Below are 17,485 nucleotides of genomic sequence, written 5' to 3' on the forward strand. Positions count from 1 at the left end.
TGAGCGCCGCGGGCGCCGTCTGCCGAGTGAGGGACCAGCTTAACGGCCGCCCCATCAGGTCGGTAGGGCGGATACCCGCGGGTCGGTTCGCCGTGTTGTACCCCGGCCGGCTTTGCCCCGCTCCGTTACATGGTTGACAGTGTGCGGCCCGCTGTCCCAAAGTCTTTGACCCTGTTAGCAGCGAATGGACGCGCAGCCATGCCGCACCTCGAATTGTCCCTGGCCCTGGTCCTGGTGATCGCCACTTTGTGCCAGTGGCTGGCCTGGCGGGTACGCCTGCCGGCGATCCTGTTCCTGCTGCTGGCGGGGCTGGTGGCCGGCCCGGTCAGCGGTTGGCTGCAACCCGACGCGGTGTTCGGCGACCTGTTGATGCCCCTGGTGTCCCTGTCGGTGGCGATTATCCTGTTCGAGGGCAGCCTGACCCTGGATTTCGCGGAAATCCGCGGTGTCGGGCGCGTGGTGCAGCGCATGATCACCATCGGCGCGCTGGTCACCTGGGTGATCGTGGCGACGGCGACCCACTATATTTTCGATTTCAGCTGGCAGGTGAGCGCGCTGTTCGGCGCCGTGGTGATTGTCACCGGGCCGACGGTGATCGTGCCCATGCTGCGCTCGGTGCGCCCCACCCGCAAGGTCGCCAATATCCTGCGCTGGGAGGGGATCGCCATCGACCCCATCGGCGCCCTGATGGCGGTGATGACCTACGAGTTCATTTTGGTCAGCACCGACCAGCCGGCTTTTGGGCATGTGCTGGCGCTGTTCCTGGAAACCCTGGCGGTGGGTACCGTCTCGGGTATTGCCGCGGGTTTCCTGCTGGGCCGGTTGCTGACCCGGAACTGGCTGCCGGAATACCTGCACAACATCGCCACCCTGTGCCTGGTGCTGCTGTCCTTCAGCGCGGCCAACGCGGTGGCCCACGAGTCGGGCCTGCTGGCGGTCACCGTCATGGGCATGTGGCTGGCCAACCAGCGCGACGTGGATATCCATCCCATCCTCAACTTCAAGGAGCACCTCAGTCTGTTGCTGATTTCGGTGCTGTTCGTGGTGCTCGCCGCGCGCATTGACCTCGGCCAGCTGGCGGATATCGGCTGGAAGGCCCTGGTGCTGCTCGCGGTGCTGCAACTGGTCGCGCGGCCCGCCAAGGTGTTGGTCAGCACCCTGGGCCTGGACGTGAGTTGGCGCGAACGCGGCCTGCTGGCCTGGATCGCGCCGCGCGGCATCGTGGCCGCGGCGATTTCGGCCCTGTTCGCCGACAGCCTGGTGGCGGTGGGCTATTCCGAAGCCGCGCTGCTGGTGCCGCTTACCTTCACCGTGATCATCGGTACCGTGGTGCTGCAGAGCGCCACCGCGCGCCCGCTGGCGCGCCTGCTGGGGGTGAGCGAGCCCTCGCCGCGGGGCTTCCTGATTGTCGGCGCCAACGCCTTTTCCCGCGCTGTGGCCCAGGCCCTCAAGGAGCACGATTTCCGCTGCGTATTGGCGGACTCCAGCCGGGAGGACATTCGCGCCGCGCGCATGGCGGGCCTGGAGACCTACTACGGCAACCCGGTGTCGGAGCACGCCGAGATCCACCTCGACCTGGCGGGCATCGGCGGTCTGCTGGCCATGTCGCGGCAGCGCTACGTCAACGTGATCGCGGCGATCCACTACCGGCAGGATTTCGGCGAGCGGCGCATCTTCCGCCTGGCCTCGGATCTCACCAGGCGCAAGGCGGAGAAGCACCAGGTCACCCAGGGCTACCAGGGCAGCCAGCTGTTCGGGGAGGACATCACCTACGGCGAGGTGATGACCCGGGTGAACCGCGGCTGGGAGATCCGCAGCACCCGGCTTACCGAGGAGTTTGGGTGGGAGCAGTACCGGGCCCGCAACGGGGAGGACTGCCTGCCGCTGTTCGTGATCGACGGCAAGGGCTGGATCACGCCCTTTACCGAGGGCGGTGACCTCGCGCCCACGGCGGGCTGTACCGTGCTGGCGCTGGTGCCCGACGATACGGTCGCTAACGGTGCGGCCGGCTCAGGTGCGGCCGGCGACGGGATGGCGGACAAGATGGCGGCGGACAAGGGCCTCACTTGACGCCATCCGGCGATCTGCTTTGCTTCAGTACAAGCCCATCGCCGGGGAGGTTTCCATGGAGCCCGCCTTTCATTCCATGAAGGCGCTGTTCGAGCAACTGGGCCTGCCCAGCTCGGACAGCGAGATCACGGCCTTTATTGATCGCCATGTGTTGGCGCCGGGCACCGCGCTGCACCGGGCCAATTTCTGGAGCGAGGCCCAGGCCCGCTTCCTGCGCGACTGCATCGAGGCGGATGCCGACTGGGCCGAGGTGGTCGACCACCTCGACGCCCGATTGCGGCGGTAGCATCGCGCCGCCGATCTGTCGGCAGGGCACGCCCGGGCGGGGTTGATAGCGAAAGCCCGCTCATCGCGCGCGTGCGATGCGATCAGCTGCAAAAAGTCGATATTTTTTACAGTTGATAAGCGCCAGTATTGATATTTCAATCGGTAATTAAAGCTAATTGGCTGATTTTCAACGTAAAAAAGGATGGTGGCGTAGAGCTTGCGTGCGTATTGGGCGGGACTTCAATAATCATGGGAGCCAGAAAAATGATCTTGCGTTCACTCAGCTTGTTGATCTGCCTTGTTGCAACCAGCGCGCACGCCAACCTTATTACGGATAGCCACGACATCGTCTTGTTGGGCCCGAACTCCTCGTCGGTCGATTACACCTATTTCGGTGTGTCCACCGCCGGCAACTTTGATCTTTCGGCGACCAATACCGGCGGCAGTCTCGATACTTTTATCCGTCTTTTTCTGGATGACGGCGGCCTGGACGCCGGCGACCAGATAGCCTTTGACGACGATGGCGGCATTGGCCTCAACTCCCTTATCAGCAGCCTGTTCTTGCCCGTCGGGAACTATATTCTGGCGATGGGTGATTTCTTCCTGGAAGTCGAGGCGGCGGTAAGCGGTGTGAATATCGATGATTCTAGCCCGGAATTCGGTACCGCGGACATTGCGATCAGCTCCGAACAGGGGGTGGCTTTCCTGAGGAGCCCCGCTCCGGTACCGGTGCCGGCCACATTGTGGCTGTTTGGATTAGGCCTGGCCCTGATTGGCTGGCGCCGCCTGGATTAAAGACGCTGTCTTGTAGATCGGCGCGGGGCGGCATGTCGGCGATTTGCGGCGCGGAACTGCAAGTCGAGCGCCAGCGGCAGTCGTCATCGGCCGGTTGACTGGAACCCCGCGTTTTGGCGGGGTTTTTGTTTTTGGGGTTTGCTTCCCGGCGCGAAGGTCGCCACTGGCTTGCGCCGCCCGCAAGCGATAGCTTTGGCTGTCACCGCTGCGAAAAGCGTTTCGCGCCGTAGCTGCGCACCCGCTCCCGGGCATTCTCTCGCACGGACTGGTAAAAGAGGCTGTAGTCGACCAGGTGATAGTCCTGCTCGGGCGACGAACTCAGCTCGGCGAACGGTCCCGAGTCCTGTGCCGCCACATGCAACAGCCCGTCCCGGCACTCCGCCCAGGTCCAGTTTTCCAGCAGCGGGGGCAAGGCCTCCAGCCTGGTGTTGCTCGGCCGATTGAGCAGGTCGTCCAGCACACTGCCGCCGGGGGAGACGTACAGCGCGCCGGGGTGTTCGGCTGCGGAGACGCGCCCGCCGTCGCGCCGCCAGCTCAGGGGGTTGCTGCATAGCAGCGGCTTGCCATCGGACAATTCCGGGCCGGTGGGATACCAGTGCGGTACGCCCTCTCGGCGAACGCCATCCTCGCCGTAGGTGGACCAGTGCACGACGCAGCCGGTGTCCGCCGCGGACTCACAGGGGGCAATGGATTTCAGCGTGCGGTCGAAGGTGTCGAGCGGGAGCCAGTAGCCCACCAGGTAGGCTGCCACCATTTGCCGCTGTACGGGCTGGCCGTCAACATAGTCCGCCAGCAGGCGCAGGGCGTGATAGGTCCCCTGGCTGTGGCTGGCGATGATAAAGGGGCGGCCGGTGTTGCGGGACCGGAAGACCTCAAAGGCGCGGGCGACGTCCGAGTAGGCCAGCTCCAGTGCCGCGATTCCGCTCTTTTCGTTGGGGTTCATAAAGCTCGACAGGGCGGCCTGGCGGTAGTGTGGTGCGTAGACCTCGCAGCAAAAATTGAAGGCGCTGGCCTGGGCGCCGAGGATGATGTCGATCATTTCCCAGGCGCGGCTCCGGGTGAACAGGGGGGCGTTCCAGTCCTCGCCGCTGATATAGGAAGTCGGGTGTATATAGAACACGTCGGCGGGAGCCGGGGCTTCCCGCGACGGCTGCCCCGTGGGCGTCAGGCGCGCCGCGCTCGGTTTGCCGGGTAGCGCGGCCCAATACCGCGGCTGGGTATATTCCGGTTTGTCGGGCAGCCGGGCTTCGTCGAAAGGCCTGGAAGGCTCGATGTAGTAGGCGATCAGCTCGTCGCTCCAGGCATTGAGGAGCGACCACAGCGCGCTGCTGGCCACCAGTCCGATGGCGGCAAACTTCAATAAAAACTTCCGCATTAATTCATGTAAACGACATAAAAATGAAACAAAACCGAGTGTAGCAGGGAGTTTGGGTGCGTGTTGTTAAAATTATGTGACGGACGAGTTTTGCGGCTGGCACCCGAAGCGGAGGAGGCGGAGGAGGCGGGGATAGCTTCGTCTACACGGGAGAGGCGCGCCTGAAAAACCGTGGGAAAAGCGGAATAAAAATCAGCGACTCTGGCGTCGGTGGGCCGCTCCACCCAGGCCTGCCAACAAAAGCGCCATTGCGAGTATTGCCAGGCCAGCAAGCGGGATCGTTGGGACGGCCTTGACGGTGTCTGTATCCGCGGCCGTGCCGGTCCCTGCCAGATAGTTGGCAAAGCTTGAACTGAGCGGGGTCGAGTCCGGGCGGCAACCAACCAGCGCGCCGGGCGGCGGTGCCAGCACGCCTAGCGGAAAAATATCCACGTAGGTACAGGTCACGTCAAGATCGCCCGATTGCAAGCCCGGGCTGGTGGGGGAAAATGCCACGGTCACGCTACAGGGTATGGCGGTGGAAGGCATGCTGGCGATATTGGCGCAGCCGCTGTCATCTATGACGAATGCACTGTTGCTGGAGGTAACGGAGATCGTAATGGTGAGGTTGGAGGCGCCACCGCCGGACAGGTTGTCGAATATCGAGAAGTTAATCGCGCGGGGGGCGCTACTGCTACCTGCCGCTTGATCATCGAACGCATGACCGGACGCGCTGTCGGGCGCGATCGTCATGATCGCGGGGGCGATTTGTGACCATGCCGGGTGACAGTAGAAGCCAATGATTACGGCGAAGTAGGCGCTTAGTCGCAAGGCGTACATTGGATGCTCCATTATTATCGGTATGGCTTATATACACTATACGCAATTGCCGTGACCGTTCAAAACGGATGGAGTACCGCGCGGCAACCGGGCCAATGCGTATATCCCGATCGCGACCGCGACCGGGATTGCCGGTGGCGACGGGTAACGGGGAATACTTGAAAGAAAGCAAAACATACTATATGTTCAAATCCAGTTTTGAGCCGCTACCGGCCGCGCCCGGCGCCCCGGCGCCGCGTCGGCAGCTAAGCTGACAGGTACAGAGCAGAAAACAGGAGAAACTACCCGTGACCGACCTGGACCAATTCCGCGCCGACACCCGCGCGTGGCTGGAGGAGAATTGCCCCCAGTCCATGCGCACGCCGCGACTGAACTTCGACGACGCCTATTGGGGCGGTCGCCGCCCCGATATTGCCCACCCCGACCAGAAGCTCTGGTGCGAGCGCATGGCCGGGCGCGGCTGGACCGTGCCCCAGTGGCCGAAAGAATACGGCGGCGGGGGGCTCGGCAAGGATGAGGCCAAGGTCCTGCGGCAGGAAATGGCGCGCATCAACGCCCGTTCGCCGCTGGAGAGCTTCGGCATCTCCATGCTCGGCCCGGCGCTGCTGAAGTTCGGCAGCGAGGAACAGAAAAAAGAGCACCTGCCGCGCATCGCCCGGGGCGAGATCCGCTGGTGCCAGGGCTACTCCGAGCCCAATGCCGGCTCCGACCTCGCCAGCCTGCAGACCCGGGCCGAGGATCGGGGCGACCACTACCTGATCAATGGCCAGAAGGTGTGGACCTCGTACGCCGACAAGGCCGACTGGATCTTCTGCCTGGTGCGCACCGACAACTCCGGGAGCAAGCACGAAGGCATCAGCTTCGTGCTGTTCGACATGGACCAGCCCGGGGTTACCGTCAAGCCGATCAAGCTGATCAGCGGCTCCTCGCCCTTCTGCGAGACATTTTTTGACGATGCTAAAGCGCTGAAGAAAAATCTCATCGGCGAGGAGGGCAAGGGCTGGACCATCGCCAAGTACCTGTTGACCCACGAGCGGGAGATGATCTCTGCTTTTGGCACCGCGCCGAAGCAGTCGTTGGGTGAAACCGCGCTGGAGACCGTTGGCGCCGATGCCAGCGGTCGCCTGGCCAATGGCGTGCTGCGCCGGGACATCGCCCAGTACCAGCTCGACGCGCTGGCCTTTGGCCACACCATGGCGCGGGTGGGCGACGAGGCCAAGGCGGGGCAAGGCCTGGGGCCGGCGTCCTCGATCTTCAAATACTACGGCACCGAGCTGAACAAGCGCCGCAACGAACTCAACCTGGCGGTGCGCGGCGAGGGCGCCCTGGGTTGGGACGGGGAGGTCTACGACGGCGGCCGCCTGAGTCGCGACTGGCTGCGCTCCAAGGGCAACTCGATCGAGGGCGGCACGTCAGAAGTGCAGCTGAACATCATCGCCAAGCGGGTGTTGGGCCTGCCGGACGCCTGAGGCAAGGGAGAACAGAACATGGCATTGGTATTGAACGAAGAGCAGGTCATGCTCAAGGATTCCGCGGCGGGCTTCCTGGCGCAGAAGGCGGGGGTGCCGCAGCTGCGCGCGCTGCGCGACGGCAATAGCGCGGAGGGTTTTGACCCCGCGGTGTGGCGGGAGATGGTCGATATGGGTTGGGCGGGCATTGCCATTCCCGAAGACTTCGGCGGTCTCGGTTACGGCTATACCGGGTTCGGCCTGGTGCTGGAGCAGGTGGGGCGCCACCTCAGCTGCTCGCCCCTGGAGTCTAGCGTGCTGGTGGCGGCCACCCTGGTCAATGAACTGGGCAGCCCGGCGCAGAAGGCGCGTTGGTTGCCGGCCATCGCCGGCGGCGACTGCCAGATGACCCTGGCGTTGCAGGAGGGCTCCCACCACGCCCCCGAGCGCACCGCCGCCACGGCCCGCGCCGAGGGCGACGGCTTTGTGCTCAACGGTGACAAGGTGCTGGTGCTCGACGCGGCCACCGCCGGGCATTTCCTGGTGGTGGCGCGCACCGCCGGGGAGGCGGGTGATACCGAAGGCCTGGGCGTGTTCCTGGTGGCCGCCGGGACCGAGGGCCTTAGCGTGGAGCCGCGCAGTATGGTGGATTCGCGCAGTGCCGGCGCGCTCGCCCTGCGCGATGTGCGGGTGGACGCCGATGCGGTGCTGGGGGAGCCCGGCGCGGCCTGGGCGGCGCTGGAGCGGACCCTGGATATCGCCAATATCGGCCTGGCGGCGGAGCTGCTGGGGCTGTCAGTGGAGGCCTTCGAGCGCACCGTGGCCTACCTGCAGGAACGCAAGCAGTTCGGCCGGATTATCGGCGGCTTCCAGGGGCTGCAGCACCGGGCGGCGGAACTGTTCGCCGAGCTGGAACTGGCCCGCTCCACCGTGCTCAAGGCCCTGCAGGCCATTGACGGCGATGCCGACAAGCTGTCCCTGTTGGCCAGCGCCGCCAAGGCCAAGTTGTGCGAAGTGGCGGCCCGCGCCACCAACGAGGCCATCCAGATGCACGGCGGCATCGGCATGACCGACGAGCACGAGATCGGCTTTTTCATCAAGCGTGCCCGGGTTGTCCAGCACACCTTCGGGGACTATAACTACCACCTTGACCGCTTTGCCCGGCTTAGCGGCTTCTGATTCGCAACGACGCCTGAATCAATTACCCGATACAAGAGAGCGCACTATGGACCTCGGAATCAGCCCCAAAATCGCCCCGGTACTGGAGCAGGTTAAACAGTTCATCGCCGACGAGATCGAGCCGGTGGAGGAGGAGTACCTGGCCGAGATCGATGTCGGCGACCGCTGGCAGTACACCCAGCGCCAGGCGGACATCCTCGAGGGCCTCAAGAGCAAGGCGAAGGCCGCCGGTCTGTGGAACTTCTTCCTCACCGACGGCGAGCAGGGCTCGGGCCTGAATACGGTGGAGTACGCCTACCTGGCCCAGGAGATGGGCAAGTCGCACATCGCCGCCGAGGTGTTCAACTGCGCGGCCCCGGACACCGGCAACATGGAGGTGCTGCACAAGTACGGCAGCGAGGCGCAGAAAAAGCAGTGGCTGGAGCCCCTGTTGAACGGCGAGATCCGCTCCGCCTACGCGATGACCGAGCCGGAGGTGGCCTCCTCCGACGCCACCAATATCTGCACCAGCGCGGTGCTGGACGGCGACGAGTGGGTGATCAACGGCGAGAAGCACTATATCTCCGGCGCCGGTGACCCCCGCTGCAAGATCATGATCGTCATGGTCAAGACCGACCCCGACGCGCCCAAGCACCTGCAGCAGTCGCAGATCCTGGTGCCCATGGACACCCCCGGGGTGGAGAACATCCGCCCCATGCACGTGTTCGGCATGGACGACGCCCCCCACGGCCACATGCACCAGCGCTTCACCGACGTGCGGGTGCCGAGGGACAACATCATCCTCGGCCCGGGGCGCGGCTTCGAAATCTCCCAGGGCCGCCTGGGGCCGGGCCGTATCCACCACTGCATGCGCGCCATCGGCGCCGCGGAACGGGCCCTCGAGCTGCTGTGCCAGCGCGCGGTGTCGCGCACCGCCTTCGGTAAGCCCCTGGCCCGCCTGGGCGGCAATATCGACATCATCGCCAACGCGCGCATGGATATCGAAATGGCCCGCCTGTTGACCCTGAAAACCGCCTGGATGATGGACAACGTGGACCCCAGGGAGGCCCGGGTGTGGATCTCCATGATCAAGACCGCGGTGCCCAATGTGTCCATCCGCATCGTCGATCAGGCGATTCAGGTGTTCGGCGCCCTGGGCGTGTCCCAGGATACGCCCCTGGCGACCATGTACATGCACCAGCGCACCCTGCGCCTGGCGGACGGCCCCGACGAGGTGCACCGCATGGTGGTGGGGCGCAACGAGCTCAAGCCCTATATGGCGGCGCAGGAAGAGGTCAACGCCACCTTCCGCGATGGCTGAGGTGGCCGCGGCCTGAAAAACCCATCCACAACCCGGGCATTGACGATGATTTCATCCAGCATGGCTTACGCGAAACAGTTCGCGGAGGTGGACGGCAAGCAGATTGCCTATGTCGACACCGGAGCGGGCGACCCGATCGTACTGCTGCACGGCAACCCCACCTCATCCTACCTGTGGCGCAACGTGATCCCGGAACTGGAGGGTTCCGGCCGGGTCATTGTGCCGGACCTGATCGGGCAGGGCGATTCGGAGAAGTTGCCCGCCAGCGACGGGCCCGACCGCTATGGTTTTTTGGTGGCTTACCGCTACCTGGAGGGCCTGCTGCGCAAGCTGGGTATCGATGAGCGGGTGACGCTGGTCATTCACGACTGGGGCAGCGGGCTGGGCTTCTACTGGGCGATGCACCACCCGGCGGCTGTCCGGGGTATTGCCTACATGGAGGCCATTGTCTCGCCGGTGACCTGGGATGACTGGCCGGAGCAGGCGCGCGGTATCTTCCAGGGCTTCCGCTCCCCGAAGGGCGAGGAGCTGATCCTCGATCGCAACATGTTCATCGAGGCTGTACTGCCCAACTCGGTGCTGCGCGAGCTCACCGAGGAAGAGATGTCGGCCTATCGGGCGCCCTTCAAGGAGCGCGAAGACAGGCAGGTGACACTCAACTGGCCCCGGGAGATCCCCATCGATGGCGAGCCAGAGGCGATGGCCCGGCGGGTCGGGGAGTATGCGGCCTTTATGGCTGAAAGCGAGATACCGAAGCTGTTTATCAATGCCGAGCCCGGCTCCATCCTGGTGGGCAAGCAGCGCGAATTCTGCCGCGGCTGGCCCAACCAGCGGGAAGTGACCGTCAAGGGCCTGCACTTTGTCCAGGAAGACTCTCCGGTCGAGATTGGCCGGGCCGTTGTCGCCTGGTTGGCGTCGCTGCACTGAGCGCCGCGATCGGGGTGGGCGTTTGGCGCTGTTGGCACGGGTGTGGGCGCGCCGCGGTGGAGTCCGTCGGCGACGGCGGTGTTTATCGGGCGGCGATTGTCAGCCGCGATTCGATCATCTGCCGCAGCTCCTCTTCGTAGTGCTGCCGAGCCTCATTGTAGAGCGCGTCCCCGAACATGCGGCCGAGCGTGGGCTGTGACACCGCGAAGTAATGCGCCGCGCCCAGGAACTGGTAAATCGCGGCCAGCGCCTGTCCGCGGCTGCGCTCGCGCGCACTGTTGATCGAAAGCAGGGTGTCTACCAGCGTTTCCAGGTAGGGTTTCAGGTACCAGTTGGCGGCGGCGCCGGCTCGGGGCTCATTGTCCAAAAGCTCCCGCATGATCAATCGCGCGGCATCCTGGTCGGCCATCTGCAGGCGATACTGCGCCAGCACGAGTTCGGTCAGGCGTTCAAGCGGGTCGACCCGGCTCGCGATAATCTCGTCTGTGCACGCCATCAGCTCGCCCGATATGCGCTGCAGCACCTCCCCGTAAAGCTTCTCCTTGCTCCCGAAATGGTGCAGCAGCGCCTGCTTGGTCAGCCCCATCTGCTGTGCAATCGCGGCAATACTGACACCGTAGAAGCCCTTGGCGGCGAACAGGCGCTGCGCGGTGGCGATGAACTGGTCTCGGGTAGACATGGGCGGGCGGGGGCTCCGGATATCCAGCGGGCTGGGTCGCCCGGGCTTGACAGCTTACCATGTGGTAAGTATCGTCTGCACTTACCAAGTGGTAAGTGTCCGCCAGGAGGCGAGAATGGACAAGCAAACCCAGGTCGAACTGCTGGACGAACTGGTTCAGCTCCACCAGCGCAAATCGCCCTTCCTGGACGAACACTGGGTCAGGGTCGATTGCGAGCGCTATCGCTCGGAGGTGGTGTTCGCGCGGGAGCGCGAACGCATCCACCGCGGCCTGCCGCAGATCGCCGCCCACGTGTCGGCCCTGCCCGGGCCCGGTTCGTTTGCGACGGTCGAGGTTGTCGGCGCGCCACTGCTGCTGACCCGCGATGCCGAGGGCCGGGCGAGGGCCTTCCACAACATCTGCCGGCACCGCGGCGCGCAATTGGTGCCGGAGGCCTCCGGCTGCAAGCACCGATTCAGTTGTCCCTACCATGCCTGGACCTGGAGCAACACCGGCGATTTGATTGCCGTGCCCCATGAAAAAAGCGGTTTCCCCGGCCTCAACCGGGCCGATCACGGTTTACACGCGGTGCCCTGCGTGGAGCATGCCGGGTGGGTGTGGGTCGACCTGGCGGAGGGGGCGGAAAGGGTCGATGTGCCCGCGCACCTGGGTGGGATGGCCGCTGACATGGAGGCCCTGGCGGCGCGGGACCACGTCGTTTTCGACAGTGTGACCCTGGATATCGCCGCCAACTGGAAACTGCTGGTGGAGGGCGGCCTCGAGGCCTACCACTTTCGCGTCGCGCACCGCGACACCATTGCGCCGCTGTTCCTGGACAACCTGTCCTCCTACCGCTGTTTCGGCCCTCACATCCGCTCCATTTTGCCGCGCAGCACGCTGCCGGAGCTCGCCGATCGGCCGGCCGGCGACTGGTTGCTGGGCGAGCACGCGAATGTGCTGTACTCCGTATTCGCCACCGCCCAGTTCCTTGTCCAGGAAGACCATTTCATCTGGATCCAGAGTCATCCGCTGGACGCCGGCCATACGCGCCTGGTGCTGTCCACGATGATTCCGCGGGCCGACAACACCCCCGAGCGGCAGGGCTACTGGAAGAAAAACCACGCGCTCACCGTCAAGACCCTGATCGAGGACTTCGACCTCGCCGAGGGCATTCAGCGTGGTCTGCGCGGCGGCGCCAACCGGCAGCTGAATTTCGGGCGCTTCGAGGGGGCACTGGCCGCCTTTAACCAGAGCGTGGATGCCGCCATCGCCTGAGGCGCGGGTGGCCTGCGAACCCCGGCCGTGAACTCTCGGGCATGGCTATCGAACCTCGCCGGGCGTTTTTGGCGCGGCGCGGGGTTCCGGTTCAGCCGTCTTCCAGCACGCGTTTGGGGTGCATGCCGTTGACCATGCCGATAAACGGCGGGTGAATGGAATACCCCAGCATCCTGCGAATGTCCTCGGATACCTCCCTGACAACCTCGAGCGGCGTGCCCAGGAAATAGTTTTCCTGGGTGCGAAGCCAGGGCTCGCAATACTGGCAGGTGACCGCCAAACGGGCATTGTCCGAGCGATTGGCGCCGCCGCCATGCCAGAACGTCCCGGGGTAGAAAATCACCGAGCCCGCGGGCATGACCGCGGGCCGCGCCTCGCCGGTTCCGGGGCTGCGGTCGTCGCCCCAGGCGTGAGATCCCGGCACGATGGATGTGGCGCCGTTGCTGGCGGTGAAATCGTCGATCGCCCAGACCGTGGCGGCGCCCAGGGGTGGGCGGGGCCTGGGCAGGGGGTAGAAACTGTCGTCCGCGTGCAGGGCCTGGGCGGTTTCGCCGGGCAGGATGTTGATGATTTGCAACTGGGACAGCAGGTAGTTCGGTTGGAAAAGCCGGTCCAGCAGGGCGAGGATGCGCGGGTGGTCCACCAGGCGGTCCAGCGCGCGGGTCTTGGCCAGTACCGCGTACACCCGCTGGGTTTTCAGGCCCTCGAACTCGTTCCTGCCGGCCTCGCGCAACAGGGGGGCGGCGGCGCCGCGGATATCGTCCAGTTCCCGGTCCGTCAGGAGCTTCTCAATAACCACATAGCCGTGTTCCGCGACGGCCGCCAGATCGGCGTCGACGACCTCGGGCGGCAGCATTTTCGCGGCCTCGCTTTCGGTCCTGCGGTAGGTGCCTGCCAGGTCGGCGGACAGGTATTCGCTGACGTTCTTGCGCGACATGGCAGCCTCCGCGCCCTACAGGGCCTCTTCGATGAATTGGTGGAAACGCACCGCCGGCTCCTCCAGTGAGCCGAACAGCAGCGATTTGTTGGCCCCCGAGCGCAGCCCCTTCTGGGTGCCCACCGATACGAAGATGTCCTCCGCCTCGAACACGCCCTCATCGATCAGCGCGAAGGAGCGCGCGAAGTGGTCCCGCTCCTGTTCGGAGGTCGGCGCCCGCGGGGTCAGCATGCTGTGCACGAACAGAGTGTGGTCCGGGCTTTGGGGAAACAGGCTGATGATGCTGGTGTACTCCGGGTGAAAGATCAGCACCACGTTGGGGAACAGGGTGTAGGAAAAGGTGGCGTGCAGGCGCAGGTCCAGTTGCGGGTCCGCCTGCTCCAGCGCCTCGAAGATCTCGTTGCGCGCCACCGCCGAGCGGATATGGCGGCCGTGGGTGCTGGATTCGGCCAGGGCGTCGGGGAAGAAGGGCCCCACGGTGTTCTTGTGCAGGCGCACCACGTGATAGCCGTCGAGGAAGGCGTCCTGGATGAGTTTCCAGTTGCAATCAATGGCCTTGATGCTCTGCTGGCAAAAGCGGTAGTCGGGCAGGCCGAAGCGGTCGAAGTCGGGCCCCAGTCCCGCGAGGTGTTCATCGAGGTCCATGGGCTGGCCGGGGGTGGCCTGTACCCAGATGATGCCGTGGCGCACCTCGGTGGGCAGGCGCACCAGGCCCAGCTCGGCTGTGTCGAGCGCCTCGAAGCTTTCCGCTCGCGGGATATTGCGCAACTGGCCGTCGAGGCCGTAGGTCCACTGGTGGTAGGGGCAGACCAGCGAGCGCACGTGGGTCTGCCCTTCCTCCTGCAGCAGGCGCATGCCCCGGTGCCGGCACACGTTCATGAAGGTGCCCACCGCGCCGGCTTTGTCGCGCAGAGTCACCAGGGGCAGCCCGAGCCAGTCGTAGACCAGGGCGTCGCCGGGTTCGGGAATCTGCGAGGCGTGGCCGATGACCTGGGGCAGTTGCAGGAACAGCACGTCGCGCTCGCGCTCGCAGCGCGCGGGGTCGGTGTAGACCGCGGTGGGCACGCGCAGGCTGCACGGGCCTGGCGGCGGCACCTCGCCGCCGGCGCGGCGCAGCAGTTGCAGCAGCAGTTGTTCGGGGCCTGTGTGGTGGCTGGCAGTCATCGTTATCGTCTCCTGGGGTACCAGCGGAGCGGCCAGCTTAGCAGGGCGGTGGCGCCGAAAAAATACTTGTGCGGCATATTTTCATACTGTATGTTCAAATCCGCTTCCGGCGGTATCGCCACACCGGGCCGCTTGCCATTATCGCGCTGCGAGACCCGTGTCCGGTTACACTGTGACGAACCCGATCACCCACCCATTCAAGGAGCGCAGCATGGCGTTGCAAGTCATCCCCAAGGACCAGATGATCGAGCAAAAAGGGCGCAAGTTCGAGCCTGGCCCCTGGTCCACCCTGGATCAGGCGCGGATCAATACCTTCGCGGATTGCACCGAGGACCACCAGTTTATCCATATCGACCAGGAAAAGGCCGCCCAGACACCCTTCGGCGGCACCATCGCCCACGGTTTCCTGACCCTGTCCATGCTGGTGAAATTGTGCGAGGACAGCATCGTGATGCCCGAGAATTTGATGATGGGTATCAACTACGGTTTCAATAAGGTGCGCTTTTTGGCACCGGTGCGCGCGGGCAAGCGGGTGCGCGCCCACGTGGAGATCCTGGACGTGGACCGGAAGGACGACAACCGCTTCCTGGTTACCCAGGGCATCACCGTGGAGATCGAGGGCGAGGAGACCCCCGCCCTGGTGGCCGAGTGGCTGTCGATGGTGGTGGCGGCTTAAACTGTAGCAGCGCGACCCACATCGCTTCTGTCAGTCAATTTGAATCATTCCGCGGGCCACCGCGGAATCCATTTCCAACCGATACGGTGACCCGGGGGGAGGGTATTCCCAGTCAAGGGCGCCGGGATTACTGCAAGAGGACATTCTACAATGAGCATTCGCTATGACGGCAAAGTCGCCATCGTCACCGGCGCCGGCCAGGGCCTGGGCCGCTGCCACGCCATTGAGCTGGCCAAGCGCGGCGCCAAAGTCGTGGTCAACGACCTCGGCGGCGCCAAGGACGGCACCGGCGCTTCCAGCGAGGCCGCCCTGGCGGTAGTGGCCGAGATCGAGGCCGCCGGTGGCGAGGCCATCGCCAACGGCGCCAACGTGGCGAAATACGCGGACGTGGAAGCCATGGTCAAGCAGGCCGTGGATACCTGGGGCCGGGTGGACATCCTGGTCAACAACGCCGGCATCCTGCGTGACAAGAGCTTCGCCAAGGGCTCCCTGGAGGACTTCCAGCTGGTGCTGGACGTGCACCTGATGGGTTCCATCAACTGTATCAAGGCCTGCTGGGATGTAATGCGCGAGCAGGAGTACGGCCGCATCGTGGTCACCACCTCCTCCAGTGGCCTGTACGGCAACTTCGGCCAGACCAACTACGGCGCGGCGAAAATGGGCGTGATTGGCGCCATGAACACCCTGGTGCAGGAGGGCGCCAAGTACAACATCAAGGTCAACGCCCTGGCGCCCACCGCCGGCACCCGCATGACCGAGGGCCTGCTGCCCGAGAAGGCCTTCGACCTGCTCACCCCCGAGACAGTGACCCCGGCGGTACTCTACCTGGTGAGCGAGGATGCCCCCAACCGCACCATCCTCTGCGCCGGCGCCGGCGGTTTCTCGGTCGCCAAGATCGTGGAGACTCCGAGCGTGTGGCTGAAGCCGGAGGAGCAGACCCCCGAGGGTATCGCCGCCCACTGGCACGACATCAGCAGCGATGCCGGCGCGAAGGAGTTGGGCGCGGGCTTCGAACAGTCAATGAAAATGTTGACCGTGGCCGCCGAGGGCATGGGAATCAAACTGGATTAAGGGAGCAATACCATGAAAGAAGCAGTAATTGTATCGACCGCCCGCACGCCCATCGGCAAGGCCTATCGCGGCGGCTTCAATAACCTGGGCGGCGCGAGCCTGGGTGCCGCCTCGGTGAGCGAGGCGGTCCGGCGCGCCGGCATCGACCCGGCGGAAGTGGAGGACGTGGTGATGGGCTGCGCCCTGCAGCAGGGTGCGACCGGCTCGAATATCGCGCGGCAGATCGCCCTGCGCGCCGGCCTGCCGGTGACGGTGTCGGGCATGACCCTGGACCGCCAGTGCTCGTCCGGCCTGATGGCGGTGGCCACCGCCGCCAAGCAGGTGATCGACGACGGCATGAACGTGGTGATCGGCGGCGGCCTGGAGTCCATCTCCCTGGTGCAGAACGAGCACATGAACCTGCACCGGGCGTCGGACGAAGAGCTCGTGGCCATGCACCCGGACATCCACATGCCCATGCTGCAGACCGCCGAGGTGGTGGCCAAGCGCTATGGCATTTCCCGTGACGCGATGGACGCCTACGGCCTGCAGTCGCAGCAACGCACCGCCGCCGCCTACGAGGCCGGCCGCTACGCCGACGAGCTGGTGCCGGTGACCTGCAAGCGCATTGTGTGGGACAAGGCGACCGGCGAGCAGTCCGAGGCCGAGGTGACGGTATCCGCGGACGAGGGCCTGCGCGCCACCACCGCCGAGGGCCTGGCGGGCCTGAAGACGGTCATTGAGGGCGGCACCATAACCGCCGGCAACGCCTCGCAGCTGTCCGATGGCTCCTCCGCCCAGGTGGTGATGGATGCCAAGCTGGCCGAGCAGCGCGGCCTGGAGCCCCTGGGCATCTACCGCGGCATCGCGGTGGCGGGCTGCGAACCCGACGAGATGGGTATTGGCCCGGTATTCGCGGTGCCCAAGCTGCTCAAGCAGCACGGCCTGTCGGTGGACGATATCGGCCTGTGGGAGCTGAACGAGGCCTTCGCGGTGCAGGTGCTGTACTGCCGTGACCGGTTGGGCATCGACAACGACAAGCTCAATGTGAGCGGCGGCGCGATCTCCGTGGGCCACCCCTACGGCATGAGCGGCTCGCGCATGATTGGCCACGCGCTGATCGAGGGCAAGCGCCGCGGCGTGAAGTACGTGGTGGTGACCATGTGCGTGGGCGGCGGCATGGGCGCCGCGGGCCTGTTCGAGGTCGCGTGACGGAGCAGGTGCGATGGCCACCCCTGCGGGGTCGAATGCATTCGACCCCGCAGGGAGATCCATGGTCGAATGAATTCGACCCTACAGGTTCGGTGTTTCGTCGCGGGCCCCATGTAGGGTCGAATTCATTCGACCGGCCCCCGCAGTACCGGGGCCCCTGTAGGGTCGAATTCATTCGACCGGCCCCCGCAGTACCGGCCCCTGTAGGGTCGAATTCATTTAAGCGTGGGAAACCACGTCCTACGGACGTGGTCATGAGTGGCAGGCTCTGCCTGTTACGAATAGAAAGGCTCATGCTATCTCTTGAGGTTGAGTTGTGCCCACAACTGACC

At 64.9% G+C, this 17,485-nt stretch carries 16 protein-coding genes; 11 read left to right on the forward strand and 5 right to left on the reverse strand.

Annotation, left to right across the window (positions count from 1 at the left end; translation table 11 throughout):
* The first annotated feature begins 198 nt into the window (after positions 1-198).
* The 3 genes from JYP50_RS18620 (at position 199) to JYP50_RS18630 (ending at position 3,132) form a co-directional block, all read left to right on the forward strand.
* Positions 199-2,070, forward strand: coding sequence for a cation:proton antiporter (locus JYP50_RS18620; protein WP_206562066.1), 1,872 nt, complete (start codon positions 199-201; stop codon positions 2,068-2,070).
* Positions 2,071-2,089: 19 nt separating this feature from the next.
* Positions 2,090-2,356, forward strand: coding sequence for a DUF2789 domain-containing protein (locus JYP50_RS18625; RefSeq protein WP_241263305.1), 267 nt, complete (start codon positions 2,090-2,092; stop codon positions 2,354-2,356).
* Between the two features lie 230 nt (positions 2,357-2,586).
* Positions 2,587-3,132: a DVUA0089 family protein gene (locus tag JYP50_RS18630; RefSeq protein WP_206562087.1), complete on the forward strand. Its 546-nt coding sequence runs from the start codon at positions 2,587-2,589 to the stop codon at positions 3,130-3,132.
* Between the two features lie 199 nt (positions 3,133-3,331).
* Here JYP50_RS18630 and JYP50_RS18635 read toward each other — a convergent pair whose 3' ends face one another.
* Together JYP50_RS18635 and JYP50_RS18640 are read right to left on the reverse strand one after the other, a co-directional pair.
* Positions 3,332-4,492, reverse strand: a complete 1,161-nt coding sequence (locus JYP50_RS18635) for a DUF3089 domain-containing protein (RefSeq protein WP_206562067.1) — start codon at positions 4,490-4,492, stop codon at positions 3,332-3,334.
* Between the two features lie 207 nt (positions 4,493-4,699).
* A complete protein-coding gene (locus JYP50_RS18640) occupies positions 4,700-5,326 on the reverse strand; it encodes a hypothetical protein (RefSeq protein ID WP_206562068.1) in 627 nt (208 codons plus the stop codon).
* A gap of 287 nt (positions 5,327-5,613) precedes the next feature.
* Here JYP50_RS18640 and JYP50_RS18645 point away from each other — a divergent pair, with 287 nt between their 5' ends.
* From JYP50_RS18645 to JYP50_RS18660, 4 genes are read left to right on the forward strand one after another with little or no spacing between them, the layout of a single operon-like run.
* Complete coding sequence (locus tag JYP50_RS18645) at positions 5,614-6,795, forward strand: acyl-CoA dehydrogenase family protein (RefSeq protein ID WP_206562069.1); 1,182 nt, start codon at positions 5,614-5,616, stop codon at positions 6,793-6,795.
* 18 nt (positions 6,796-6,813) lie between these two features.
* Positions 6,814-7,953 carry an acyl-CoA dehydrogenase family protein gene (locus JYP50_RS18650; protein ID WP_206562070.1) on the forward strand — a complete coding sequence of 380 codons (1,140 nt, stop codon included), beginning with the start codon at positions 6,814-6,816 and terminating at the stop codon, positions 7,951-7,953.
* 46 nt (positions 7,954-7,999) lie between these two features.
* Complete coding sequence (locus JYP50_RS18655; protein WP_206562071.1) at positions 8,000-9,253, forward strand: acyl-CoA dehydrogenase family protein; 1,254 nt, start codon at positions 8,000-8,002, stop codon at positions 9,251-9,253.
* Between the two features lie 60 nt (positions 9,254-9,313).
* The gene (locus JYP50_RS18660; RefSeq protein WP_241263306.1) at positions 9,314-10,180 is read left to right on the forward strand and encodes a haloalkane dehalogenase; all 867 of its coding nucleotides are present in this window, start codon (positions 9,314-9,316) and stop codon (positions 10,178-10,180) included.
* 82 nt (positions 10,181-10,262) lie between these two features.
* Here JYP50_RS18660 and JYP50_RS18665 read toward each other — a convergent pair whose 3' ends face one another.
* The gene (locus JYP50_RS18665; RefSeq protein WP_206562073.1) at positions 10,263-10,859 is read right to left on the reverse strand and encodes a TetR/AcrR family transcriptional regulator; all 597 of its coding nucleotides are present in this window, start codon (positions 10,857-10,859) and stop codon (positions 10,263-10,265) included.
* A gap of 115 nt (positions 10,860-10,974) precedes the next feature.
* Here JYP50_RS18665 and JYP50_RS18670 point away from each other — a divergent pair, with 115 nt between their 5' ends.
* Positions 10,975-12,114 carry an aromatic ring-hydroxylating oxygenase subunit alpha gene (locus JYP50_RS18670; protein WP_206562074.1) on the forward strand — a complete coding sequence of 380 codons (1,140 nt, stop codon included), beginning with the start codon at positions 10,975-10,977 and terminating at the stop codon, positions 12,112-12,114.
* A 91-nt stretch (positions 12,115-12,205) separates the two neighbouring features.
* Here the strand turns inward: JYP50_RS18670 and JYP50_RS18675 are convergent, their stop codons facing one another.
* Together JYP50_RS18675 and JYP50_RS18680 are read right to left on the reverse strand one after the other, a co-directional pair.
* Positions 12,206-13,051 (reverse strand): phytanoyl-CoA dioxygenase family protein, encoded by an 846-nt coding sequence (locus tag JYP50_RS18675; RefSeq protein WP_206562075.1) that lies wholly within the window; start codon positions 13,049-13,051, stop codon positions 12,206-12,208.
* Between the two features lie 15 nt (positions 13,052-13,066).
* Positions 13,067-14,215: an aromatic ring-hydroxylating oxygenase subunit alpha gene (locus tag JYP50_RS18680; protein ID WP_206562076.1), complete on the reverse strand. Its 1,149-nt coding sequence runs from the start codon at positions 14,213-14,215 to the stop codon at positions 13,067-13,069.
* 211 nt (positions 14,216-14,426) lie between these two features.
* Here JYP50_RS18680 and JYP50_RS18685 point away from each other — a divergent pair, with 211 nt between their 5' ends.
* The 3 genes from JYP50_RS18685 to JYP50_RS18695 all read left to right on the forward strand — a co-directional run bounded on the left by JYP50_RS18685 (position 14,427) and on the right by JYP50_RS18695 (position 17,153).
* Positions 14,427-14,891 (forward strand): MaoC family dehydratase, encoded by a 465-nt coding sequence (locus tag JYP50_RS18685; RefSeq protein ID WP_206562077.1) that lies wholly within the window; start codon positions 14,427-14,429, stop codon positions 14,889-14,891.
* 150 nt (positions 14,892-15,041) lie between these two features.
* On the forward strand, positions 15,042-15,962 hold the full coding sequence (locus JYP50_RS18690) for an SDR family NAD(P)-dependent oxidoreductase (RefSeq protein WP_206562078.1): 921 nt from the start codon (positions 15,042-15,044) through the stop codon (positions 15,960-15,962).
* A 12-nt stretch (positions 15,963-15,974) separates the two neighbouring features.
* Complete coding sequence (locus JYP50_RS18695) at positions 15,975-17,153, forward strand: acetyl-CoA C-acyltransferase (RefSeq protein ID WP_206562079.1); 1,179 nt, start codon at positions 15,975-15,977, stop codon at positions 17,151-17,153.
* The last annotated feature ends 332 nt before the right edge of the window (positions 17,154-17,485 follow it).

This window comes from Parahaliea mediterranea (genome assembly GCF_017255185.1).
In the GTDB taxonomy this organism is placed as follows: domain Bacteria; phylum Pseudomonadota; class Gammaproteobacteria; order Pseudomonadales; family Halieaceae; genus JAFKCZ01.